At 59.4% G+C, this 24,253-nt stretch carries 20 protein-coding genes and 1 other annotated feature; of the genes, 11 read left to right on the top strand and 9 right to left on the bottom strand.

The features are described 5' to 3' along the window. Positions 1-54: 54 nt before the first annotated feature. The 8 genes from BSP75_RS12130 to BSP75_RS12095 all read right to left on the bottom strand — a co-directional run bounded on the left by BSP75_RS12130 (position 55) and on the right by BSP75_RS12095 (position 8,166). Positions 55-333 carry a hypothetical protein gene (locus BSP75_RS12130; RefSeq protein WP_216219170.1) on the bottom strand — a complete coding sequence of 93 codons (279 nt, stop codon included), beginning with the start codon at positions 331-333 and terminating at the stop codon, positions 55-57. 199 nt (positions 334-532) lie between these two features. Then, on the bottom strand, positions 533-1,645 hold the full coding sequence (rnd, locus tag BSP75_RS12125; protein WP_075113353.1) for a ribonuclease D: 1,113 nt from the start codon (positions 1,643-1,645) through the stop codon (positions 533-535). 108 nt (positions 1,646-1,753) lie between these two features. Beyond that, positions 1,754-3,430 (bottom strand): long-chain-fatty-acid--CoA ligase FadD, encoded by a 1,677-nt coding sequence (gene fadD / locus BSP75_RS12120; protein WP_139709491.1) that lies wholly within the window; start codon positions 3,428-3,430, stop codon positions 1,754-1,756. 197 nt (positions 3,431-3,627) lie between these two features. Beyond that, positions 3,628-4,494 carry an alpha/beta hydrolase gene (locus BSP75_RS12115; protein ID WP_075113351.1) on the bottom strand — a complete coding sequence of 289 codons (867 nt, stop codon included), beginning with the start codon at positions 4,492-4,494 and terminating at the stop codon, positions 3,628-3,630. A gap of 20 nt (positions 4,495-4,514) precedes the next feature. After that, positions 4,515-5,030: a Slp family lipoprotein gene (locus BSP75_RS12110; RefSeq protein WP_075113354.1), complete on the bottom strand. Its 516-nt coding sequence runs from the start codon at positions 5,028-5,030 to the stop codon at positions 4,515-4,517. Between the two features lie 111 nt (positions 5,031-5,141). Then, complete coding sequence (tsaB, locus tag BSP75_RS12105; protein ID WP_075113350.1) at positions 5,142-5,843, bottom strand: tRNA (adenosine(37)-N6)-threonylcarbamoyltransferase complex dimerization subunit type 1 TsaB; 702 nt, start codon at positions 5,841-5,843, stop codon at positions 5,142-5,144. A 90-nt stretch (positions 5,844-5,933) separates the two neighbouring features. After that, a complete protein-coding gene (locus BSP75_RS12100; RefSeq protein WP_042062589.1) occupies positions 5,934-7,853 on the bottom strand; it encodes an ATP-dependent DNA helicase in 1,920 nt (639 codons plus the stop codon). A 67-nt stretch (positions 7,854-7,920) separates the two neighbouring features. Next, the gene (locus BSP75_RS12095) at positions 7,921-8,166 is read right to left on the bottom strand and encodes a hypothetical protein (protein WP_075113349.1); all 246 of its coding nucleotides are present in this window, start codon (positions 8,164-8,166) and stop codon (positions 7,921-7,923) included. A 188-nt stretch (positions 8,167-8,354) separates the two neighbouring features. Then, positions 8,355-8,479: a sequence feature (His leader region), on the top strand. A 29-nt stretch (positions 8,480-8,508) separates the two neighbouring features. On the opposite strand from BSP75_RS12095, the gene hisG reads away from it, so the two are divergent. The 11 genes from hisG (at position 8,509) to hisIE (ending at position 23,465) form a co-directional block, all read left to right on the top strand. Next, positions 8,509-9,405 carry an ATP phosphoribosyltransferase gene (gene hisG / locus BSP75_RS12090; protein WP_005352174.1) on the top strand — a complete coding sequence of 299 codons (897 nt, stop codon included), beginning with the start codon at positions 8,509-8,511 and terminating at the stop codon, positions 9,403-9,405. 12 nt (positions 9,406-9,417) lie between these two features. After that, the gene (hisD, locus tag BSP75_RS12085; protein ID WP_075113348.1) at positions 9,418-10,728 is read left to right on the top strand and encodes a histidinol dehydrogenase; all 1,311 of its coding nucleotides are present in this window, start codon (positions 9,418-9,420) and stop codon (positions 10,726-10,728) included. 11 nt (positions 10,729-10,739) lie between these two features. Further along, a complete protein-coding gene (gene hisC, locus BSP75_RS12080; protein ID WP_075113347.1) occupies positions 10,740-11,810 on the top strand; it encodes a histidinol-phosphate transaminase in 1,071 nt (356 codons plus the stop codon). Between the two features lie 15 nt (positions 11,811-11,825). Next, complete coding sequence (hisB, locus tag BSP75_RS12075) at positions 11,826-12,950, top strand: bifunctional histidinol-phosphatase/imidazoleglycerol-phosphate dehydratase HisB (RefSeq protein WP_075113346.1); 1,125 nt, start codon at positions 11,826-11,828, stop codon at positions 12,948-12,950. Between the two features lie 79 nt (positions 12,951-13,029). Continuing rightward, positions 13,030-13,671 carry an imidazole glycerol phosphate synthase subunit HisH gene (hisH, locus tag BSP75_RS12070; RefSeq protein WP_148140703.1) on the top strand — a complete coding sequence of 214 codons (642 nt, stop codon included), beginning with the start codon at positions 13,030-13,032 and terminating at the stop codon, positions 13,669-13,671. Between the two features lie 5 nt (positions 13,672-13,676). Beyond that, the gene (gene hisA, locus BSP75_RS12065) at positions 13,677-14,423 is read left to right on the top strand and encodes a 1-(5-phosphoribosyl)-5-[(5-phosphoribosylamino)methylideneamino]imidazole-4-carboxamide isomerase (RefSeq protein WP_075113344.1); all 747 of its coding nucleotides are present in this window, start codon (positions 13,677-13,679) and stop codon (positions 14,421-14,423) included. Between the two features lie 165 nt (positions 14,424-14,588). Beyond that, positions 14,589-15,698 (top strand): two-component system response regulator, encoded by a 1,110-nt coding sequence (locus BSP75_RS12060; RefSeq protein ID WP_075113343.1) that lies wholly within the window; start codon positions 14,589-14,591, stop codon positions 15,696-15,698. Continuing rightward, entirely contained in the window at positions 15,691-17,841 is a 2,151-nt protein-coding gene (locus tag BSP75_RS12055; protein ID WP_075113342.1) for a PAS domain S-box protein, read from the top strand. Before BSP75_RS12060 ends, BSP75_RS12055 begins: the two co-directional genes overlap by 8 nt. Beyond that, positions 17,841-21,788 carry a PAS domain S-box protein gene (locus BSP75_RS12050; protein WP_171971592.1) on the top strand — a complete coding sequence of 1,316 codons (3,948 nt, stop codon included), beginning with the start codon at positions 17,841-17,843 and terminating at the stop codon, positions 21,786-21,788. Before BSP75_RS12055 ends, BSP75_RS12050 begins: the two co-directional genes overlap by 1 nt. Before the next feature lie 169 nt (positions 21,789-21,957). Further along, positions 21,958-22,731 (top strand): imidazole glycerol phosphate synthase subunit HisF, encoded by a 774-nt coding sequence (hisF, locus tag BSP75_RS12045; RefSeq protein ID WP_075113340.1) that lies wholly within the window; start codon positions 21,958-21,960, stop codon positions 22,729-22,731. A gap of 113 nt (positions 22,732-22,844) precedes the next feature. Then, positions 22,845-23,465, top strand: coding sequence for a bifunctional phosphoribosyl-AMP cyclohydrolase/phosphoribosyl-ATP diphosphatase HisIE (gene hisIE, locus BSP75_RS12040; RefSeq protein WP_290439301.1), 621 nt, complete (start codon positions 22,845-22,847; stop codon positions 23,463-23,465). A gap of 33 nt (positions 23,466-23,498) precedes the next feature. On the opposite strand, the gene BSP75_RS21820 is transcribed toward hisIE, so the two are convergent. Then, positions 23,499-24,253 (bottom strand): hypothetical protein (locus tag BSP75_RS21820; RefSeq protein ID WP_171971591.1); only part of this gene is annotated, 755 nt, incomplete at its 5' end.

Genomic DNA, 24,253 nt, shown 5'->3' with positions numbered 1-24,253 from the left:
GGTGACTCATGCTGAACCTTATCCCTGATGCCAAGTGGGACTCATGATCTCACATCAGGGACTTGTTCGCACCTTCCCTAGGCGAAGGTTTGGTTTCAATGCATCCGCTAGAGCGCGACGAACAGCTAACCGACCACCTACTATACGCTGCTCCAAAAGACCAAGCGTGGTATCAAATTGATGCTTCTTAAAAGCCGCACGCTCAATTTCTGAACATGAGGTACCTAAGTGCTCATAAATCTTTTTCACTAAGGTTTGAAAACCACATAAGCCCGCAGGATAAGAAATCCCTGCACCACAGAAAAAAACAACACGTCCCTCTTCATGAGGCATACAGCAACTCGTTGGGAATATCTGGGCCATTGGGGATAAATTGCATTTTCCTGTTTCCTATCCAGTAGATACGGCGGCTTGACTGGAATATGGTACCGCAATTCCCCTCTCGATCGGCGAACCCATTTCTAGCTTTCGTCCAATAAAAAATCCCCACCCTGGGGTGAGGATTGATTTATCGGTGCAACACTCTGGTGGCTTATTGTGCCAGCAGGTGACCGACCAGCTCATGACGCCACCCTTGCAGCAGCATCGGCTTGTCGCTGCGGGCCCGCTCTTCGTCGTTCATCCGCCAGCTCCAGGTGAAGTACTGGTGAATGATCTTCTTGCTGGCAATCAGCTCGGGCGGAATATTGCTGGCTTTGGCCTTCTCTTCCACCATGGCCTTGATGCGCTTGAGCTCGGCCTTGTACTGGGGGAAGTCCACCAGCCGGCGGATCGGCTCGGGCCAGCTGTCAGGATCGCTCTGCTGGGCACGGGCGACGATATCGAGCATCCGCTTGCCATGGATCTTGATCTCGATGGGGGCCAGCCCCAACTCGTTCAGATCCCGCATGGAGGTCGGACGACGCTCCGCCACCTTAAACAGGTGCAGCTCCTTGACTACGAAGTTGAGGGCCAGATCGCGGCGCACCGCCTCTTGCTGGCGCCAGGCGGCCAGCTCACGCAGGATGGCGAGCTCGCGGCGACCCAGTTGCCAGGCGTTGACGATTTCAAGATAAGCCTGACGGGGATCACTACCCTGGGTCTTGCGGGCGGAGTGGTTCTGACACTCCTGCTCGAACCAGGCAAACTTGCCGCTTTCCCGCAGTTTGGCCATCACCTTCTCGTAGAGCGGCATCAGGTAGAACACATCCGCCGCCGCGTATTCGAGCTGGCGGGAGGTCAAGGGACGGGCCAACCAGTCGGTACGCGCCTGATCTTTTTCCAGCTCGACCCCGAGGAATTCGTTCACCAGCGCACCAAAACCGACCGAGACGCCGTAACCGAGGAAGGCGGTAGCCAGCTGGGTGTCGTGCATCTGGTTGGGCAGGTGGCCCGCCTGATGCTGGATAAGCTCCAGATCTTCGCCAGAGGCGTGCAGGATGGCGATCTGCCCTGCCCTGCCCAGTCGCTGCCAGAGGGCGGAGAGATCCAGGGTCAGCGGATCCAGCAGTGCCAGATGCTCGCCATCATAGATCTGGAACAGGCCAAGCTGGGGATAGTAGGTACGGGTGCGAACGAATTCAGTATCGATAGCCAGGGGAACGTCGGCCAGAGAAGCGAGATAGTGCTCAAAGTCGGCTTGCTGAGTGATAAGTTGATAGTGCATCTGTGCCTGCGCGGTTGATCAGGGCCAAAAAGAAAAAACCGTGGGATGACCCACGGTTTTGCATAACGACGGTGCTGGTTTGCAGAGGGTTCTGCAGCCGCAGTCCGGTTATTGCTTGGCAATCTCCTCGTCGCGCAGTACGCGGCGCAGGATCTTGCCCACATTGGTCTTGGGAAGTTCGTCGCGAAATTCTACCAGTTTCGGCACCTTATAGGCAGTCAGATGTTTGCGGCAGTGGGCAATAATCTCGTCCTCCTGCAATTTTGCATCTTTCTTGACCACAAAGATCTTCACCAACTCGCCGGAGACCTTGTGCGGTACGCCGACGGCGGCCACTTCCAGCACTTTCGGGTGCAGCGCAACGACATCTTCGATCTCGTTCGGATAGACGTTGAAACCGGAGACCAGGATCATGTCCTTCTTGCGGTCAACGATCTTGAAGAAGCCCTGCTCGTCGCACACGGCGATATCACCGGTACAGAGCCAGCCATCCTGCATTACTTCGGCGGTCGCCTCGGGGCGCTGCCAGTAGCCCACCATCACCTGCGGGCCACGCACCTGCATCTCGCCCGGGGTGCCGAGGGCGTGAACCACCTGGCCGTTGTCATCCACCAGACGGATCTCGGTGGAGCAGACCGGCAGACCGATGGAGCCGTTGTAGTCGGTCAGATCGTAGGGGCAGACACTCACCAGTGGCGAACACTCGGTCAGGCCATAGCCTTCCAGCAACGGGGTATCGGTAAGTGTCTTCCACTTCTCCGCAACCGCGCGCTGCACCGCCATGCCGCCGCCGATGGTCAGCTTGAGCTTGTCAAAGGCGATCCCCTGAAACTCTTCGTTGTTGACCAGCGCATTGAACAGGGTGTTGACCCCGGTAATGCAGGTGAAGGGGTACTTCTTGATCTCTTTGACAAAGCCCGGGATATCGCGCGGGTTGCTGATCAGCAAGTTATAACCGCCGATGCGCATAAAGAGCAGGCAGTTAACGGTAAGTGCAAAGACGTGATAGAGCGGCAATGCGGTGACCACGAACTCCTTGCCGCGCTCCAGCATGGGGCCATAGACGCCGAGGCACTGCTCGACGTTGGCAATCATGTTGCGATGGGTCAGCATGGCCCCTTTGGAAAGGCCGGTGGTGCCACCGGTGTACTGCAGGAAGGCGAGATCGTCATTGGTGATCTCCGGCTTGATGTACTGCAGGAAACGCCCCTTGGAGAGGGCCTGACGCATGGTGGTGGCGTCGGGCAGATTATATTTCGGCACCAGTTTCTTGACGTACTTGACCACGAAGTTGACCAGGGTGCCCTTGGCCAGCCCCAGGTTGTCCCCCATCCGGGTCAGAATAACGTGCTTGATCGGGGTGTCGTAGACCACTTTTTCCAGGGTATGGGCAAAGTTGGAGACGATAACGATGGCCTTGGCACCGGAGTCTTTAAGCTGATGCTCCAGCTCGCGCGGGGTATAGAGCGGGTTGACGTTGACCACTATCATGCCGGCGCGCAGGATGCCGAACACGGCGATGGGGTATTGCAGCAGGTTCGGCATCATCACCGCGACCCGATCCCCCTTCTCCAGCTTCAGCTCGTTTTGCAGATAGGCAGCAAAGGCGCGGGACTGCTCTTCCAGGCGGCGATAGGTGATGGTTTGCCCCATGTTGACGAAGGCGGGCTGGTCAGCAAACTGGGTCACCGAGGATTCGAACATCTCAACCAGGGAGCCGTACTGGTCTGGATTGATCTCGGCGGGAACTCCTTCCGGATAACGCTTCAGCCAGACTTTTTCCACGAACTTCTCCTGCATAACTAACACCTGTGCGCTCACTGTGTTGCCTCCGTCCCTGTTCACATCCATTTTAATCGATCGTTTTAAGCTGATGCTCTAATGCCGCCATATTTACACAGCGCAACATCAATTAACAGCAAATTAACAACAGAAAAATGTGAGGGAGAAAACAAACATGGAATTATTGAAAGCTGGCGATTCTACCGAACTTGACAAAACTTTACGATACAAACGGCCGTATCAACCGAATTTTCCATGTGAAAATGGTGGTTTCCACCCAATATGACCCGCTCGATCTGCTGGACGGCATCCTGACGGGACTGCCATTGGGCTTCCAGCGCAGCAAAGCCCTGCTCCCCCTGAATAAACAGCACCGGACAGCGGATCGCCGCCATCAGTGCCCGGGCTTGCCCTTCGCTCATCCTAAGGGGCGAAAGATCCCGCAAACGGGGATCGCTGCGCCAGTACCAGCGCCCTGCCCGCTCTTCAAGCTGCCGTTCACAAATCAGGCGCGCCGCCTGCGACGTGATATCCGCCACTTTGCAACGGGCGGCTACGGCTTCATCAACCGAGGCAAAACCGTTGGTACTGCGTTCCCGGGTACGACTGCGGTTTAAAATCGCACGTCGCAGCTGGGCGGGCACCTCCTCATCGGGTTGGCTGAGCGGCCCCAGCCCCTCCAGCATGATCAGCCGCTCCACCTGTTCGGGAAACACCCCGGCATAGGCTGAGGCGATCAACGCCCCGAGGGAGTGACCGAGCAGAGTGAAACGCGACCAGCCGGCCGCCTGCACGATCTGGTAGAGATCGTCGAGCCAGTCGACAAAGACATAAGAGGTGGCTTTGTGATCGGAGTGGCCGTGCCCCGGCAGATCGACACAGATGAGGTGAAAATCCCCCAGATGCGGCGCCAGCGGCAAGAAGCTGGCACTGTTGTCGAGCCAGCCATGCAGGGCGATCAGCAGGGGTTTGCCCTGCTGATCATGTTCAGCGGATTGGTTCTCCAGCAGGGCCACCTGCCGACCATCCGCTAGGGTGAGCAGACGTTCGTGCAGAGTGCTCTTCATGGGGTTGATCATGGCCAGCCTTAACGACGCAGCGGCCGTCTCGGCCAGAAGGGATCATAGAAGGGGTCGTAGAAGTAGGGGTCCATATAGCGCACCTCCACCTCCTTGACTGGCGGCCACAGCTTGCTGCCCGTCACATTGAGCACCGAGAAGCGGTACTTGTGCTCGCCAATCTGGCTATCTACCGGTTGACCTATGGTGCCGAGCACCGTCAGGCTGCGCCCTTTGGCATAGAGGGTCGGATCGACAAAGCCCTTCATGATGGCGAGAAAGCGCCCCGGGCTCTGCTCGGTCTGCTCCGGCACGCCGTTGGACTTGAGCGGCAAATAGACCACTTCAATGACGCTCTGATCCGCCTTGTTGTGCACCGCCGAGATAACGCCGCTCCAGCGGGCCGGCTTACCCTCCATCCCGCCAAGGGCGGGTTGATAGGCCACCAGCTGGTTTTCGGGTTCATAAGCCAGCTCCTTGGGGACCGAGCTGCAGGCCCCGAGTAGCAGGGCCAGCGCCCCGATCACCATTGTGCGTTTCATCATGTCGCTTCTGGACTTACGCATCATGTCACTCTCCTGTTGCCAGCGTGGCCCGTCGGGGCCACCCGCTTGTGTTGCAGCTGATGAGCGGCAAGAGCGACATACCTCTTGCCCTTATTCGCGACCCGGCAGTTTTTTCCAGGTCACCTTGTCACGCAAATAGACCGGTGTCGCCTGCTCCACCGGCACTGCCTCCCCCGCCAGCCAGGCGGTGCGGGCCAGCGGCAACATGTCTTCTGCCGCCGGGAAGCGTACCTGACTCACCGCCAGCTCATCGGCAAGACCACTTAAAATTTCGCCATAGGTTTCAAAACCGGTACCGACGCAGGTCACTCGACCCGCCAGCTTGCCACGGGCGTCAACCAGTGCCGCAGGATCGCTCACCACCTCGTCACCCACCAGCTGCATGCGGCCATCGAGCAGCTCATAGCGGCCGAAATAGACCTCGTTCATCCGCGCATCGATGGCGGTCAGCACCTGCTCGGCGCCATCGAGTCGATAGGCCCCTTGTGCCATGGCAGCCAGGGTCGAGATGCCGATCAGCGGCACACCCGCACCAAATGCCAGACCTTGCGCAACGCCAATGCCGATCCGCACGCCAGTAAAGGAACCCGGGCCACGGCCAAACGCGATGGCGTCGAGGTCACTCAAACTTATCCCGGCATCGTCTAACACAGCCTGAACCATCGGCAGGATTTTTCGGGTGTGATCCCGTGGCGCCTCCTCCCAGCGGGAGAACAGCTTGTCACCCACCAGCAAGGCGGCGGAGCAGGCTTCGGTGGCGGTATCTACGGCCAGGATCTTCAACTCGTTCATGCTTTCCAATCTCTATAAAATCAGTCAATTACATAACCGGCAAGCGAGAGATGCTCACCCGTTGTTCAAATCTGTTATCTGGCGGCACACTTATTCACCGCGTTCAGTGCGATCGAAAAAGCTCCCCAGCGTCCCCAACTCCCGGGTGCGAGGGATGGCGGGCAGACTCTTGATAAAGGTGGCGCCGTAGGGTTTGTTGACCATCCGTGGATCACAGATCACCAGCACGCCGTGATCACTGCGATCACGAATAAGCCGCCCCACCCCCTGTTTGAGTGCAATCACCGCCTTGGGCAACTGCAGCTCGGCGAAGGGATCGCCCCCCTTGAGCTTGCAATCATCCACCCGCGCCTTGAGCAGCGGATCATCCGGGCTGGCAAACGGCAGTTTGTCGATGATAACACACGACAACGCCGCCCCTCGCACGTCGATCCCCTCCCAAAAGCTGCTGGTCGCCACCAGCACGGCGCGGCCATTTTCGACAAACTCCTTGAGCAGCCGCTGCTTGTTGTCCTCCCCCTGCAGCAACACGGTGCGGCCAATCTCCCGGCGCAGCACCTCGGCTACCTGACGCATCACCTGATGGCTGGTGCAGAGGAAGAAACAGCCTCCCGGCGTCTTGTTGATAAGCGGGATCATCAGATTGGCCAGCTGCTCGCCGCGACCAAAGGCGTTGGGCTCCGGCAGATAGCGGGGCACACAGAGCCGCGCCTGCTCGCCATAGTCGAACGGACTGTCGAGAATAAGCTCGGCGCTGCCCGCCAGCCCCAACTCAGCCTTGAAGTGATCAAAACGCATATCCACCGTCAGGGTGGCAGAGGTAAAGACCCAGGCCACCTCCGGCTTTTGCACCTCGGCACTGAATCGCTCGGCCACCGAGAGCGGCGTCAAATTGAGGGAAAAATGCAGTCGCGAGCAGTCATACCAGTAGGAGAAACCGGTCTGGTTGACCGCCAGCACCTCGCCAAGGCGGGTGCGCAGCTCGCAGATCCGCTCGAAAGCGTGATCGAGCTGCTCGCCACGGCCGAGCGCGAGTTTGAGCACCTCGTAGCAGAGCCCGATGGCGTCGTTGAGACGAGCCAACGCCTGGCCCCAGAGCGATTGGCGCAGCATGTCGCGGGTATTGCCGCGACCACCATCCACCCCGAAGGCGAGGCGCAGATCCTGACTGGCGATGGAGAGCCGGTCCGCCGCCTTGCCAAGCTGGGCCATATCGTGGGCCTCGGCGCGATAGGCCAGCTGGATATCCTGCGCCAGATCCTGGATGGTGCGGCTGCCCACCGACTTGCCGAAGTAGTTGGTGGCGATCTCCGGCAGCTGATGCGCCTCATCAAAGACATAGACTTGCGCTTCTGGCACCAACTCGCCAAATCCGGTGTCTTTCACCGCCATATCGGCGAAGAAGAGGTGATGATTGATCACCACCACCTGGGCATCCATGGCGCGGCGTCGGGCCACCACCAGATGACAGTCGTCGTAATAGGGACAGTCGCGACCAAGGCAATTGTCGTTGGTGCTGGTGACGTGGGCGAGGATCTCGGCGTTCTCCTGCAGTCCCGGAATATCCCCCACATCGCCGTTATCGGTGGCGGTGGACCAGGATTTGACCTTCACCAGATCGTTCAGGACTTCAGGCTTTTGCAGATGGGATTCACTCAACAGCCGGTTCATTCGCTCGATGCAGAGATAGTTGCTGCGCCCCTTGAGCAGGGCCACCGGCGGGGTGTAGGAGAGCGCACCTGTGATGGTCGGGAGATCCCGATAGAAGAGCTGTTCCTGCAGGTTCTTGGAGCCGGTGCTGATCACCACCCGCTTGCCGGACTCCAGCGCTGGTACCAGATAGGCGTAGGTCTTGCCGGTACCGGTCCCCGCCTCCACCAGCAGACGGCCACCACTTTTGATGGCGCGCGCGACCGCTTCGGCCATCTCCAGTTGGGGAGCGCGGGCTTTGAAACCGTCGATATGGCTGGCCAGAGGGCCATCTGGCTTGAACAGGGTCTGGATGGTCAAAAGGGCGTCCCGCAGCAAAAGCGGCCATTATGCCAAAAGCTCGGCAAAAGCGGGACAGATAATCTGCCTAGACGAACAGATCGATCTGATGGTCGGGATCCGGTTTGTGATCGTCTTCTTCCGCCTTTGGCTGATCACGCTTGGCGGGCGTGCTATACGCCTGCTGGCGCTGCTGGGAGTCACTGTTGTCCGTGCTGGTCTTGCGCAGCTGGTGCTTCTTGCTGATCTGGTTCACTTCCCGCTTGATCTCTTCGCTGCCGGGCGCAGCGGGTGCCCGGGGCAAAATGGGGAACAACAGGTCCTGGCTGGGCATGATGGCGACTCCTGCAAGGGGTTATTGTCTAGTTATCGACCAGAAAACCGTTTTCTCAACTTTAATCGATCAAATCACAATTTCGGGTTGCATTTTCTGTCAAGGCAGGTAGTTTAAATCAGGCGTCAACTACGACATCTTATTTTGTAAAGGATTGATTACATGAAGTTCACCACCCTGAAGACTCATCACCACCATCATCATCCCGACTAGTCTTTCAGGAGGTTGACTGCTGGAAGACACTTAACTGGTGACTTCCAAAAGGACCGCAAGATTCATAAACCCTCGGAAGCACACACTTCCGAGGGTTTTTTCGTTTTTGACTAGAAGGAAATCGAGCAAATGGAAACACAACGTCTGCGTATCGCCATGCAAAAGTCCGGTCGTCTGAGCCAGGACTCCCAAGCCCTGTTCAAGAGCTGCGGCCTCAAGATCAACCTGCGCGAGCAGCGCCTTATCGCCCATGTCGAGAACATGCCCATCGATATCCTGCGGGTGCGCGATGACGATATCCCGGGGCTGGTGATGGAAGGGGTGGTCGACCTTGGCATCATCGGCGAGAACGTGCTGGAAGAGGTGCAGCTTATTCGCGCCTCACAGGGACTGCCGTTCGAGGTCAAAACCCTCAAGCAGCTGGACTTTGGCGGCTGCCGCCTCTCGCTGGCGGTGCCGGAAGATGTGACCTACACAGGGCCACAAAGTCTGGCGGGCAAGCGTATCGCCACCTCTTATCCGGGACTGCTCAAGCGCTTCTTTGACGAAAAGGGTCTTGGCTTCAAGAGCGTGATGCTGGGCGGCTCGGTGGAAGTGGCGCCCCGTGCGGGCCTGGCCGATGCCATCTGCGATCTGGTCTCCACCGGCGCGACGCTGGAAGCCAATGGCCTCAAAGAGGTGGAGGTGATCTACCGCTCCAAGGCGGTGCTGGTACAAGCCCCCAACCCCTTGTCCGATGCCAAGCAGAAGCTCATCGACAAGCTGCTGCCCCGCATTCAGGGGATGCAGCAAGCCCGCGAGAGCAAGTACATCATGCTGCACGCCCCCAAAGACAAGCTCGATGCCATCACCGATCTGCTGCCGGGCGCCGAGCGCCCCACCATCATGCAACTGGCCGGTGACACCAATCAGGTGGCCCTGCACGTTGTCTCCAGCGAGACCCTGTTTTGGGAGACCATGGAGCAGCTCAAGGCCCTCGGTGCCAGCTCCATTCTGGTACTGCCCATCGAAAAAATGATGGAATAAGGAAGGGATATCATGCAGACCCTGATCTGGAAGACCCTCTCCCCCGCCCAGCAGGCCGACGTGCTGACCCGGCCCGCCCTCAATGACGAGGCCGATATCGGCGCCGTGGTCAAAGAGATCATCGCCGCAGTGCGCAGCCGTGGCGATGAGGCCCTGCGCGAACTGAGCCTGCGCTTCGAGCGCGCCCCCCGTGAACAGTTGCGCGTCAGCGAGTCCGAGATTGAAGCCGCCTGCGCGCGGCTGGATGACGAGATCAAAAACGCCATCGAAGCGGCGATTGCCAATATTCGCACCTTCCACGCCGCCCAAGTGCAGCCGGTGGTGCGGGTGGAAACCCAGCCCGGGGTGGTGTGCGAACTGCGCACCCAGCCCATCAGCCGGGTTGGTCTCTATGTACCGGGGGGCAGCGCGCCGCTCCCCTCCACCGTGATGATGCTGGCCATTCCAGCTGCTATCGCCGGTTGCCGTGAAGTGGTGCTCTGCACCCCGTCCCCCGCCAGCGACGAGATCCTGTTTGCCGCCCGCGCCTGCGGCGTCGAGAAGGTGTGCGCCATCGGCGGCGCGCAGGCCATCGCGGCTATGGCTTACGGCACCGAGAGCATTCCCAAGGTGGACAAAATCTTTGGCCCGGGCAATGCCTATGTGACCGAAGCCAAGGGGCAGGTTTCGACGGATTGGCGCGGCGCCGCTATCGACATGCCGGCCGGCCCCTCCGAGGTGCTGGTGATCGCCGACGAGAGCGCCAACCCGGCCTTCGTGGCGGCGGATCTGCTCTCCCAGGCCGAGCACGGCCCCGACAGTCAAGTGGTGCTGGTGACCACCTCGCCGCTGCTGGCCGATGCTATCGCAGGGGAAATCAAGAGCCAGCTGGCCAAGCTGAGCCGCCGCGATATCGCCGCGCAGGCGCTCGGCAGCAGTCTGGTGATCCTCTGTGAGGATCTGGCCGAGGCCTGTGCCATCTCCAACGCCTACGCGCCGGAACACCTGATCGTGCAGACCCGAGCCCCGCGCGATCTGCTGGATAAACTCGAGAACGCCGGTTCCATCTTTCTGGGAGCATGGACCCCCGAGTCGGTCGGCGATTACGCCAGCGGCACCAACCACACCTTGCCCACCTACGGCTATGCCCGCACCTGCTCGAGCCTTGGCCTCGCCGATTATCAGCGCCGTTACACGGTGCAGGAGCTGAGCGCCGAAGGTATTCGCGGCCTTGGTCCCATCGTCGAGCGCATTGCTCAGGCCGAAGGGCTTGATGGCCACAAAAATGCCGTTACCCTCAGGTTGAACGCCCTGGCCACCGCGCCCCAACCAACAGCACAGTAGAAGGATTTGTCATGAGCATTGCCAATCTGGCGCGCCGCGTGGTGCGGGCCCTCACCCCTTATCAATCCGCCCGCCGCATCGGCGGCAAGGGCAACGTCTGGCTCAACGCCAACGAGGCGCCACAGGCCTATCCCTTCACCATCGAGGGGAGCCGCCTCAACCGCTACCCCGAGTGCCAGCCCGCCGAGGTGGTGAACAGCTATGCCGCCTACGCCGGGGTCAACCCCGAGCAGGTGCTGGTGAGCCGCGGCGCCGACGAGGCCATCGAGCTGCTAATCCGCACCTTCTGCGAAGCGGGTGAAGATCAGATCCTCATCTGCCCGCCTACCTACGGCATGTACGCCATCAGCGCCGAAACCTGTGGCGTTGGCATCGTCGAGCAGCCGCTGACCGCCAGCCGCCAGCCGGACTGGCCCGCTATCGCCGATCGCCTTGGCGATGTGAAGCTGGTGTTTCTCTGCTCCCCCAACAACCCCACCGGGGATCTGGTGGGGCGCGACGGTCTCATCGCCTTGCTGGAAAAAGCGCGGGATCGCGCCATCGTGGTGGTGGACGAGGCCTATATCGAGTTCTGCCCCGAGGCGTCCGTGGTAGACCTGCTGGCCCGCTTCCCCAATCTGGTGGTGACCCGCACCCTCTCCAAGGCCTTTGCCCTGGCGGGGATCCGCTGCGGCTTTACGCTGGCCAGCCCCGAGGTGATCGCCATGCTGGCCAAGGTGATCGCCCCCTATCCCATCCCCGAACCCATCGCCCAGATCGCGGCGCAGGCCCTCTCCCCCATGGGACTGGAACTGATGCGCGAGCGAGTGGTGGAGCTCAACAAGCAAAAAGCCGCCTTCAAGGCCGCGCTCGGCGAACTTTCCTGCGTCAAAGCCGTGTTCGAGGACAAGGGCAACTTCGTGCTGGTGCGCTTCGTGGATGGCGCCGCCGTCTTTGCCGCCATGAAGGCCGCCGGCATCATCCTGCGGGATTTCTCCAGCAAGCCGGGCCTTGATAACAGCATTCGGGTCACCATCGGCTATCAGGGCGAGATGGATGCCGTGCTGGCGGTACTGCGTGATCTGCCCTCTCCCACTTTGTAAGACAAGGATGTAGCGATGAAGACCCCGTTTTTGTTTATCGACCGCGACGGCACCCTGATTGAAGAGCCGGTGACCGACAAGCAGGTGGATAGCCTCGCCAAGCTGCGCTTCGAGCCTATGGTCATTCCGGTACTACGCGAATTGCAGGCCGCCGGCTACGTGCTGGTGATGGTGACCAATCAGGACGGGCTGGGCACCGCCAGCCTGCCGCTGGAGAACTTCCAGCCACCCCATGACCTGATGATGCACCTGTTTGAATCGCAAGGGGTGAAGTGGGAACAGGTGCTGATCTGCCCGCATTTCCCCACCGACGACTGCAGCTGCCGCAAACCCCACCTCGGGCTGGTGAAGGAGTATCTCGCCTCCGGTCGCATCGACTTTGCCAACTCCTTCGTGATTGGTGACAGACAGACCGATCTGCAGCTTGCCGAGAACATGGGCATTTGCGGTATTCGCTACCACCCGCAGGATCACGACTGGCTCGCCATCCGTGATCAGTTGCTCTCAAAAAGACGAGTGGCCGAAGTAGAACGTTACACCAAGGAAACCCGCATTCAGGTGGCAGTTGACTTGGACCCCTCTGCCACCAACAAGAGCAACGGCAACCAGATCGCCACCGGTATCGGCTTCTTTGATCACATGCTGGATCAAATTGCCACCCACGCCGGTTTCCAGCTCAAGCTGAACGTCAGCGGCGATCTGCATATCGACGATCACCACACGGTGGAAGATGTGGGGCTGGCGCTGGGTCAGGCACTGCGTCAGGCCCTTGGCAACAAGCTCGGCATCGGCCGTTTCGGCTTCGTGCTGGCGATGGACGAGGTGCAGGCAGTGATCGATGCGCGCCCGCTGACTGAGCAGGAGGTGAGCACAGCGCTGGATCTCAGCGGTCGCCCCTACTTCGTATTTGACTGCCCGAGCGGCTTTGGCCGCGACAACGTGGGCGAGATGGCCACCGAGATGGTGCCCCACTTCTTCCGCTCGCTGTCGGACGCCATGGCCATCACCCTGCAGATGAAGGTGGGCAGTGGCAACACCCACCATCAGGTAGAGGCGCTGTTCAAAGGCTTTGGCCGCGCCCTGCGTCAGGCCATCCGGGTGGAAGGGTCTGACCTTCCCTCCAGCAAGGGAGTGCTGTGATGGATGTGAGCAAGCAGAAGCTGGTCATTATCGACACCGCATTGATGGTGCGAATCTCGCCAATCGATATGAGTAAGGGCTGACGATGAACAATCAAAAACTTGTCATCATCGATACCGGCTGCGCGAATCTGGCCTCGGTCAGAATGGCGTTCGAGCGCCTCGGCGTAACGCCGCTGGTCTCCAGCCAGGCGGCCGATATCGAGCAGGCGGACAAGCTGATCCTGCCCGGTGTCGGCACCGCGGTGGCCGCCATGAAGAATCTAAACGAACGGGGGCTGGTGCCGCTTATTCGCGCCGCCAAACAGCCGCTGCTGGGCTTTTGCCTCGGCATGCAGATGCTGGCGGAGGCCTCCGAAGAGAGCATGGGCACCGAGGATTCGCCAGATACCCTCATCGACTGCCTTGGCATAGTGCCGGGCAAGATCCGGTTGATGGAGGTCGGTAATCTGCGCCTGCCCCATATGGGCTGGAACCAGATTGAGCATGACGAGACTCATCCTCTGCTCAAAGGGATCCCGAGCGGCAGCTACTTCTACTTCGTTCACTCCTATGCGCTGGAGGTGACCGAAGCGACGCTGGCGACCTGTGACTACGGCAAGTCTTTCACCGCCATCGTGGGCGGGGTTGCTGAGCACAGCAATTTCTTTGGCGCCCAATTCCACCCGGAGCGCTCAGGCGCAGCCGGTGCCCGCCTACTGAAAAACTTTTTGGAGCTGTAACAAGGATGATTATCCCAGCCATTGATCTGATTAACGGCCAAGTCGTGAGGCTCTATCAGGGAGACTACGACCAGAAGACCGAATACAGCAGCAGCCCGCAGGCCCGCTTCGATGAATATGTCTCCCAAGGTGCGGTGCAGCTCCATCTGGTGGATCTGGACGGTGCCAAGGATGCCAAGGCGCGCCAGCTGCCCCTGCTGACTCAACTGCTGTCCGCCACCGAAGCGCCGGTTCAAGTTGGCGGCGGCGTGCGTACCGAACAGGATGTGGCAGACCTCTTGGCTGCAGGCGCCAGCCGGGTGGTGATTGGCTCCACCGCTGTCAAATCCCCGGATCTGGTGGCGAGCTGGATGGAAAAATATGGCCCCGAGCAGATCGTGCTGGCGCTGGACGTCAATATCGATGAGCAGGGCAATCGCCATATCGCGGTGGCAGGCTGGCAGGAGAACAGCGGCGTGACCATCGAAGCGCTGATCGAGCGCTTCCTCCCCGCCGGGCTCATGCATGTGCTCTGCACCGACATCAGCCGTGACGGCACCCTGGCTGGCACCAACGTCGAGCTCTATCGGGATCTCTGCGCCCGCTACCCGGGCGTCGCTTTTCAGGCCTCCGGCGGCATTGGCGGCATCGCGGATATCGAGGCGCTCAAGGGCTCTGGCGTCAAGGGGATCATCCTTGGCCGCGCCCTGCTGGAGGGCAAGTTCTCGGTAGGTGACGCCATCGCCTGCTGGGGGAATGGCAGCCAGGAATAAGCCAGCTGAAGCCGTCGCCATCAGGACGTTGATTGAGAAGGGGCTCCCTGCCAGATCATCCGGCCGGAAGCCTCTCCATCAAGGGGTAGATCGCGCCAAGCCCCTACCCATTGGTAACAATTGACTCTACACTCGAACTCATTGCGACACTGTCACGGAGCGCTCATGTTCACATCTCACTCCGCCACCATCCTGATTGTCGATGATTCTCCCGAGAATCTGATGGTGTTGACCGACCTGCTCTCTCCCACCTATCGGGTGCTGGCCGCTCAGAGCGGAGAGAAGTGCTTGCGCATTGCCAACGGTAAAACCGTTCCCGATCTCATCTTGCTGGATGTAATGATGCCGGGCATGGATGGCTATGACGTCCTCAAGCAGTTGCACGCCAACCCGCAGACCAGCACCATTCCCGTGGTGTTGCTGACCGCCCTGGCCGATCCCCGGAGCGAGGAGTTCGGCCTCTCTCTCGGGGCCGCCGACTACATCACCAAACCCATCAAACCGACCATCGTCCAGGCACGGGTACGTACCCAGCTGGATGCCAAGCGGGCCCGTGACGGGCTGCAGGATCAAAATGCCGCGCTGGAAGCGGAAGTGGCCCGCCGGATGACCGAAAATGACCTTATCCAGCAGGTCTCCATTCGGGCGCTGGCTCATCTGGCAGAAATCCGCGACCCCGAGACCGGCAATCACATACTGCGCACCCAGGGCTACGTGCGGCAACTGGCTTGCGCGCTGGCCAGCCACCCCCGCTTTAGCGACACCCTGACGCCCCGCTACATCGATCTGCTTAGTCGCTCGGCCCCCCTGCACGACATCGGCAAGGTGGGCATTCCCGATCACATTCTGCGCAAGCCCGGCAAGTTGACCGCAGAGGAGTGGGACGTCATGCGCACTCACGCCAAACTCGGCAGCGACGCCATCGAGCAGGCAGAACAAGACATAGAGCAACCCCTGGCATTCCTCACCCTGGCCAAGGAGATTGCCCACTGGCACCACGAGAAGTGGGACGGCAGCGGTTACCCCGATGGTCTGAAGGAGGATGCCATTCCCCTCTCGGCAAGATTGATGGCGCTGGCTGACGTTTTCGATGCCCTCATCAATGTCCGCGTCTACAAACCCGCCATGCCTTATGAGGAGGCCCGGACCCTGATCCTCTCGGGTAGCGGCCAACATTTCGATCCGGATGTGGTGGCGGCGTTTGACAGCCATTTCGAGCGATTTGTCGCCATCGCCGAACGCTATCAGGATGACAGTGAGGCGACGCATGGCTAAACAGCCTCCGTTTACCCGCGCCCATGTCCTCAATGTGGTACTCACCTATGCCGCGGTGGCCAGCCTGTGGATCCTGCTCTCTGACAAGGCGGTGGAGTTACTGTTTCGCTCACCGGCCCAGTTTGCCCTGGCCAGCACCCTCAAGGGCTGGCTGTTTATTCTGATTACGGCGTTCATGCTCTATGCCATGCTGCGCCGACGTATCGATCAACCCACGGTGAGCAGCCGCCTCTCCAGACGCCAACTGCTCCCCTTTATCCTGCTCAACAGCTTGATCATGGTACTGACCGGCATGGCCATCGCCCAGAATCTGGGACAGACCCGGGACAAGGAGGTTGCCCTTATCGAGGCTATCGCCGATCTTAAAAGCACACGCATTACCGAATGGCTCGAAAACCGGGAACAAGATGCCCGCCAGCTCATTGAAAACCCGCTTTACACCGGACTGCTTTCCCGCGCTGACAGCCCGGCCGGACGTCAGCAATTGCAGGAACGCCTCATTGAGTTTGTCTCCTTGCGCGGATTTGATGGCGCCACCCTGTTTGGACCGGATCAACAGCGGTTGCTCAGCACTCCGTTAGCCGGTGACATGACCCCTCCTTTGCGCGAGGCGCTCAAGGGACTTGAAGCCGGCAAGATCCTGCGGGTAGGCCCCTATCTCGATGCCCGGTCACAGCCCAGGCTCGACTTTGTCGCACCGTTGCCCGCCGGTACGGGCCCTCTCTCCTTCATCGTGCTGCAGACCAACGGCAGCGACTGGATCAACCAGATCCTCAGAAGCTGGCCCATTCCCGACAGCAGCGGTGAAGCCATGCTATTTCGCCAGCACGGCGAACAGGTGCAATATCTCAACGATGTTCGCTACCGGCCCGGCTCGGCGCTCACCCTGCAACTGCCGCTGCAGCAAAAGGAGCTGCTGGCCGCCCAGTTTTTGCGCCAGCATGACAAAACGGGCGGTCCCCGGCTCTTCTTTGGCAAGGACTACCGTGATATCGCGGTATTTGGCACCATCACCGGGGTGGTTGGCACCGACTGGTATCTGCTGGCCAAGATAGACAGATCCGAGCTCAATCAGTCCGCCCTCCGGGAGAGCATCTGGATTGTGTTGACTGGCCTGCTGGTGCTCTTCATCGCCAACACCGGCATCATTTTGTTGCGTCAGCATACACAGCTGCAAATCGCCGAGCAGGTACGCCACTCCCAGGCGGGTCGATTGCAGGCACTGCAACTGCTCTCCGCCATTGCCGACAGTTCGGAAGATGCCATCTTCGCCAAGGATAAGGAGGGCAAATACATCCTGTTCAATCGGGCTGCTTGCCAGTTTGTGGGCAAGTCACCCGAAGAGATCCTGGGACAGGATGACCTGGCCATCTTTCCCCCCGAACAGGCACAGATGCTGATGGAGCTGGGACGCCAGGTGATCGCCAGCAACAAGGTCGAAACGCGGGAAGAGTACCTGACCCTGCCAAGCGGTGACCGGGTATTTCTCGCCACCAAGGGACCACTGCAAGGCAGCGATGGCGAGGTGATCGGCATCTTCGGCATCTCCCGCGACATCACCGACTTCAAGCGCGCCGAAGCCGGATTGCAGGAGCGGGAGGGGCTGTTTCGCGCGCTGGTGGAGCAATCTCTCGCTGGGATCTACATCATTCAGCGGGGAGAGCTTAGCTATATCAATCCGGGCTTTGCCCGTCTGTTTGGCTACCCCTCCACCCACGCCCTGCTCAGGGTGGGGACCCTGCCCGCCCTGATCAGCCCGAAAGACAGCGCCAGAGTGGCGGAACAACTGCAGCACTGCGAGCAGGAGGAGTGCGAGATCCACACCCGCTTCACCGCGCTGCATCACGATCAGCAGAACATAGAGGTAGAGCTCTACGGACGGCATGTGGACTACCGCGGCCAGCCCGCCGTACTCGGCCTGTTGCTGGATGTGACCGAGCGGGAGCAAGTCGAGCAGGCGCTGACCCGACAGGCCATGGAGCTGCGTCAGCAGAACAGCGAACTGGAGCGTTTCAACCGGGTGATGGTGGACAGGGAGCTGGCCATGCTGGCACTCAAACATCAGATCAATGAGTTGTCACGCCAGATCGGACAGCAACCACCCTATCCACAGGCACCACCGCCCCCCGAGGAGTCCCTATGATGCAGTGGCTCGGCGCATGGCAAAAACGAGGGTCTCGGCAACAGTGGGGAGCATGCCTGCTGGCTCTGCTGCTGCCACTGTTGATGCTGCAGCTCAGGATCCAGCTGCCCATCGCCTTTGGCGAGCGGCCCCTGCTGGTGCTGTTCATGCTACCCATCATTGTCTGTGCCCTGCTCGGCGGCCTGCTGCCGGGTCTGCTCAGCACCCTGGTGACGGCCCTGATCACCACCTACTACGTGCTGCCGCCGCTGCATCAGCTCGCCATCGGCATGGGACAGGATCTGGTGCAATGGGGGATCCTGATTGCCAACGGTGTCCTCATCAGTCTGTTCAGTGCCGCCATGCACAACTCGCGGGCCAGAGAGATCCAGCGCTGGCAGGAGTTGCTGAGTACCCAGTCCCGCCTGCAGCAGAGTGAAACCCGTTTCCAGGCGACCTTCGAGCAAGCCGCAGTGGGCATCGCCCTCGTCTCTCCCGATGGCAAGTGGCTGCGGGTCAACCAGCGTTTGTGCGACATGGTGGGCTATCAGGCCGACGAGTTGATGAACATGACGTTTCAGCAGGTCACTCATCCGGACGATCTGTTCATCGACCAGTCCTATGTGGCCCAGATGCTGGCGGGGAAACGCCCCCACTACACCCTGGAGAAGCGCTACCTGCGCAAGGGCGGCGAGGTACTCTGGGTCACCCTGACAGTGGCGCTGGTCAGGGATCTCAACGGCGAGCCAGACTATTTCATCTCCATCATCGAGGATAATCAGCAGAGCAAGGAGACCGAAGAGGCCCTGCGCCGCAACGAGGTGATCTTGCGTGAATCCCAGCACCTGGCCAAGATAGGCAACTGGCGCTGGCACATTGCCGACGATACCCATTTCTGGTCGCAGGAGATCTACCGCATCTATGGCCGAGATCCCGCGCTGCCGCCAGCCATCTATCCGGAAGTGAAAAAGTATTTCAGTCAGGAAGGATGGCGCGCTATTTCCCAGGCCGTAGAACGCTGCCTGCAAGACGGTCAGCCCTACGAGTGCGACGCCGAGGTGCTCCACGAGCACGAAGGATCTGTCTGGATCATTGCCCGGGGAGCGGCGCTACGCAACAGTGACGGCACCATCGTCGAGCTGTATGGCACCGTGCAGGACATCACCGAGCGCAAGCTGGCCGAGCAGCAGTTGCTGCATAATCAGCAACTGGCGCTCGATACCCAGCGCCGTGCCCGTCTGGCGGCGCTGAATCTGATGGATGATGCCATCAGCGCCCGTATCAAGGCCGAAAGTACCAGCGCCGCCCTGCGGGAAAGCGAACAGCGGCTGCTGATGGCGCAGGAAGGGGCCCATGCAGGTATCTGGGAGTGGGAGATCCCGAGCGGCAGGATCTTCTTCTCGGCCGAATGCGCCCGTCTCTATGGCCGCAGCGTGGAACAACTCGGCCATTTCAATGACTGGCAAGCCTGTCTGTATCCCGATGATCAACCCCGCATCGCCGCGCTGTTGGCCCAACTGCCCCAACCGCCCCGCCCGCTGGATCTCGAATTTCGTATTTTGCTGCCAGATGGCAGCGTACGCTGGATCAGCAGCAAGGGCAGCGTCTATCGGGATGCACAACAGCAACCGCTACGCCTGCTGGGCATACACCTGGACATCACCGAGCGCAAACAGGCCGAGCAACAGTTGCGCCAGCTCTCGCTGGCGCTGGAGCAGAGCCCTGACGGCGTTTTTATCACCGATATCGACTCTCGCATCGAGTATGTCAATGCCGCCTTCCTTGCCGCCAGCGGCTATCAGAAGAGCGAAGTGATAGGCCAGCCCCCCTCTCTGCTGCGATCGGGACTCACACCGCAGGCGACCTATGTGGCCCTGTGGGATGCTATCAAGCATGGTCAGCGCTGGCACGGTGAGTTTATCAACCGGCGCAAGGACGGCTCCCAGTATCAGGTGCTGGCCACCGTCTCACCCATCCGTCAGGAGAACGGCGAGATCAGCCACTTTGTCACCGTGCAGGCCGACATCACGGAGAAAAAACAGCTCGGCGAGGAGCTGGATCAATACCGCTACCATCTGGAAGAGATGGTCAATGAGCGCACCTTGCAACTGGCGCAGGCTCACCAGCGCGCGGAGAGTGCCAACCGCGCCAAGAGTGCCTTCCTTGCCAACATGAGCCACGAAATTCGCACCCCCATGAATGCCATCCTGGGACTCACCTACCTGCTCAAGCGAGATACCCCCGACGGCACCCAGCATGAACGGCTGGAAAAAATCGACAACGCCGCCCAACACCTGCTCAGCATCATCAATGACATCCTGGATCTCTCCAAGATAGACGCGGGCAAACTGGCGCTGGAGCTGGACGATTTCTCCCTCACCGCCATGCTGGACAATGTCAGTGCCCTGATGAGCGAGCAGGCCAGAGCCAAGGGGCTCACCATCATCGTCGACATCGGTGACACCCCCGCCTGGGTTCATGGCGATATCACCCGACTGCGCCAGGCACTGCTCAACTATGCCGCCAACGCCATCAAGTTTACCGAGCAGGGGGCAATCACCCTGCGGGTGCGGGTACAGCAACCGCTGCCAAGCGGCTATCTGCTGCGCTTTGAAGTGGAGGATACCGGCATCGGTATCAGCAAGGAGCAACGGAAAAAGCTGTTCCAGGCCTTCGAGCAGGCCGATGTCTCCACCACCCGCAAATACGGTGGCACCGGGCTCGGGCTCGCCATTACCAGCCGGCTCGCCGCCCTGATGGGGGGCGAGGTGGGCGTCAGCAGCACACCGGGCAAGGGCAGCCTCTTCTGGTTTACTGCCCGGCTGTCCCCGGGGCGCGGTGAGCCACAACAACCCGCCCCCCTTGAGCAGACGGTGCAACAGACGCTCTATTTTGCCAACCATGCCAGAGTGTTGCTGGTGGAGGACAACGCCATCAACCGCGAGGTGGTTCTGGAGTTGCTCAACAACAGCGGACTGGTAATTGAAACCGCAGTCAATGGTCAGGAAGCGCTGGAGCGTGTCAGCCAGCACCCTTTCGATCTCATCCTGATGGACATCCAGATGCCGCTGATGGATGGCTACAGTGCCACCCGCGCCATCCGGGCCCTGCCAGGCTGGGACAAGGTGCCGATTCTGGCACTCACCGCCAGCGCCTATGAAGAAGATCGCAAGGCGTGCGAGGCGGCAGGCATGAATGACTTTATCGCCAAGCCCGTGACCCCGGCCAAACTGTTCGAGGCGCTGCGGCTCTGGTTACCCGCTGTCGCCTCACCCCTTCAAGAGACTCGACAAGCGGCCAGCGACACCCTGCTGCCCCCGCTCGTCAGGCTGCAGAGCTTGCCGGGGATGGATCTCGCCGCCGGACTCGCCAGCCTGCAGGGCAATCAGCCGAAATACCTCGCCTTGTTGCGCCATTTCACGCTGGAACACAGCCAGGATATGGCGCAATTGACCCGGTTGCTGCAAGCACAGGATCAACAGGCAGCCCGCCGACTGGTGCACACACTGCGCGGCGTTGCCGGCACCCTGGGGCTGACAACGCTGGCCGACCTTGCTTTGCAGCTCGAACATGCCCTTGCCCGGTCTCCCGACACCCGGGGTGAGCTGATGGCGCAGATCTCTTCGCTACTGGCCCAACTGACCCGGCAACTGGGGGATGTAGAAACCGAACCCGCCAAGGTCGCCTCCCCGGCCAGTCATCATCAGCAGCAACAGTGGTTGCGCCAGATGGAAGGACTGCTGCTGCAAAGCGACACGGCCGTTATTCCCCTGTTCGAACAGCATGCCGACAGCCTGCTGGCAAGCTTGGGCCCCCAGGGATCCTTGCTGGCAAGGCAGCTGCGAGGCTTCGACTTCGATGCGGCCCTGCTGACCCTGCGCGCCCTCCACGGCGACGATGTGACGGCCAAGGTGACCAGTGGCCGCCCATCCGGGACGACAAAGAGGGATAAAGGGTTGAATCACTGAATAAAGTCATGCATATAGTGGTGGTTCCCCCGGCAAGCACGCACCTCAAACCGCGTCTTTTTCCACAACGGATCCCGCTGTGAAAGCATGTCATTGGCGTTACCCGCCTGACCCGGAAGTCAGTCGGCAAACATGATGTTTTAACCGTGCGTTACATGGAGCAACGAGCATGTTGTCAAAGCGTATTATCCCCTGTCTCGACGTCAAAGATGGCGTGGTGGTCAAGGGAGTGCAATTTCGAAATCATGAGGTGATGGGTGGCATTGTCGAGCTGGCGCGCCGCTACGCCGAAGAGGGCGCTGACGAGCTGGTGTTCTATGACATCACCGCCTCCAGCGATGCGCGAGTGGTGGACAAGAGCTGGGTGAGCCGGGTAGCGGAGGTGATCGATATCCCCTTCTGCGTCGCCGGTGGCATCAAAAGCGTGGAGGACGCCCGCCAGATCCTCGAATTTGGTGCCGACAAGGTCTCCATCAACTCCCCGGCGCTGGCCGATCCGACCCTCATCAGCCGGTTGGCCGAGCGCTTTGGCGTGCAGTGCGTGGTGGTGGGGATCGACTCCTACTTCGATGCCGAAACGGGCCACTATCAGGTCAAACAGTTTACCGGTGACGAGAGCCGCACCCGCACCACCGCCTGGCACACCCTCGACTGGGTGCAGGAGGTGCAAAAACGCGGCGCGGGCGAAATCGTGCTGAACGTGATGAATCAGGACGGCATGCGTCAGGGTTATGATCTCGAACAACTCAAACTGGTACGCAGCGTCTGCAAGGTGCCGTTGATTGCCTCCGGCGGCGCCGGTGCCATGGAACACTTTCGCGATGCCTTTACCCTCGCCGATGTGGACGGAGCGCTGGCCGCTTCTGTGTTCCACAAGGGCCTTATTCCCATTCCCGAATTGAAACGCTGGCTGAAAAATGAAGGAGTCGCCATCCGTGAATAATCAAGAGATTGCAAACCCGATCCCGCTCGTAGAGCGGCTCGATTGGGAAAAGTGCAAATGCGCCATGATCCCCCGCCCTGAGTGCCGGTCTGATAATAGAGGAGCCGATTCCCGTGCATAATTCCAGCTTATTAATTGAACAGCTCGACTGGGCTAAGTGCGACGGCATGATCCCCGCCATCGTCCAGCACGCCGCCAGTGGCGAGGTGCTGATGCAGGGCTTTATGACCCGCGAGGCGCTGGAAAAGACCCAGACCACCGGTCAGGTCACCTTCTTTAGCCGCAGCAAACAGCGGCTCTGGACCAAGGGTGAAAGCTCGGGCAATGTGCTCAAACTCGTCGCCATCAGCACCGACTGCGATCAGGATTCCCTGTTGATTGCCGCCAACCCCGTCGGCCCCACCTGCCACAAAGGGACAACCTCCTGCTTTAACGGCCACCCGCTGCCGCCGCTCGGTTTTCTGGCTGAGCTGGAACAGATCCTGGCAGCCCGCAAAGGGGCCGATCCGGCCACCAGCTACACCGCCAGCCTCTACGGCAAAGGCACCAAGCGCATCGCCCAGAAAGTGGGTGAAGAGGGCGTGGAAGTGGCGCTGGCCGCCATGGCCAAGGATCGGGAAGAGCTCATTAACGAATCCGCCGATCTGCTCTACCACCTCACCGTGCTGCTGCAAAACGAAGGGCTGGGATTACAGGATGTGGTGCAGCGGCTTTATGAGCGGCATCAAAAATAATATTCCTGTTTAGAAATGGGCTTATGCCCATTTCTATTTTAAATAGCAAGCAAGTTCAACAAGATCTTGGTACTCATTAATATTGATAGTCTGATTTGCCAAATGATAAGCCAATAGTGTCTCTTCTTTGCTAGCAATTGCGAATGAATCTATATGATGTTGCCCCAATACCCCACCTATCGCAACCGCGTTCCTTTCTGCGACTAATTGCGCTTTATGTTTTATGGAGTAAAAGAAACAACTTATATATTTAGATATGCTTATTTCGGTCTTTAAAAGCTCTGTACCATTACTCTCTGAGGGCAAATTAAAGCACAACATACCATTCACTTTAAATCGTTCGTAGAACCCAACATTAGATATTGGCTTTTTATTATCATTTCTGAGTGATAGTTCTAAATTCACTATCTGCCTATATAAGTCAGGCTCATGCTCTTTGGATAAAAGAAGTATGGAAAAAATCACTAAATCAAAATCATCGCTAACGTTTGATATTGCAGCCATTACTTTGTCTATGTACTGCTCAATATCTCGAAGCTTAAGACCGAAAGCATCTGCGATTACAGATAGCAACAATGAAAATTCGTTTATTGTTTTAAATCTTGGGAAAAGGTGCTCATATGATGTACCGTCAAGAGTCATATAGCTTTCAATGAATGACGCTTTGGATATTTCTTTTAAGGAAAATTGCCGCCTGAAAAAACGTCTTAGGGAAGGTGCGAACAAGTGGATCGCACCTTCACCACGAACTCTTTGTCCGCATTTGAAATGCCCATCACTCCAAAAAA

Source organism: Aeromonas sp. YN13HZO-058 (assembly GCF_001921245.1).
In the GTDB taxonomy this organism is placed as follows: Bacteria; Pseudomonadota; Gammaproteobacteria; order Enterobacterales; family Aeromonadaceae; genus Aeromonas; species Aeromonas allosaccharophila.
This window is presented reverse-complemented; position numbering and strand designations above follow the sequence as displayed.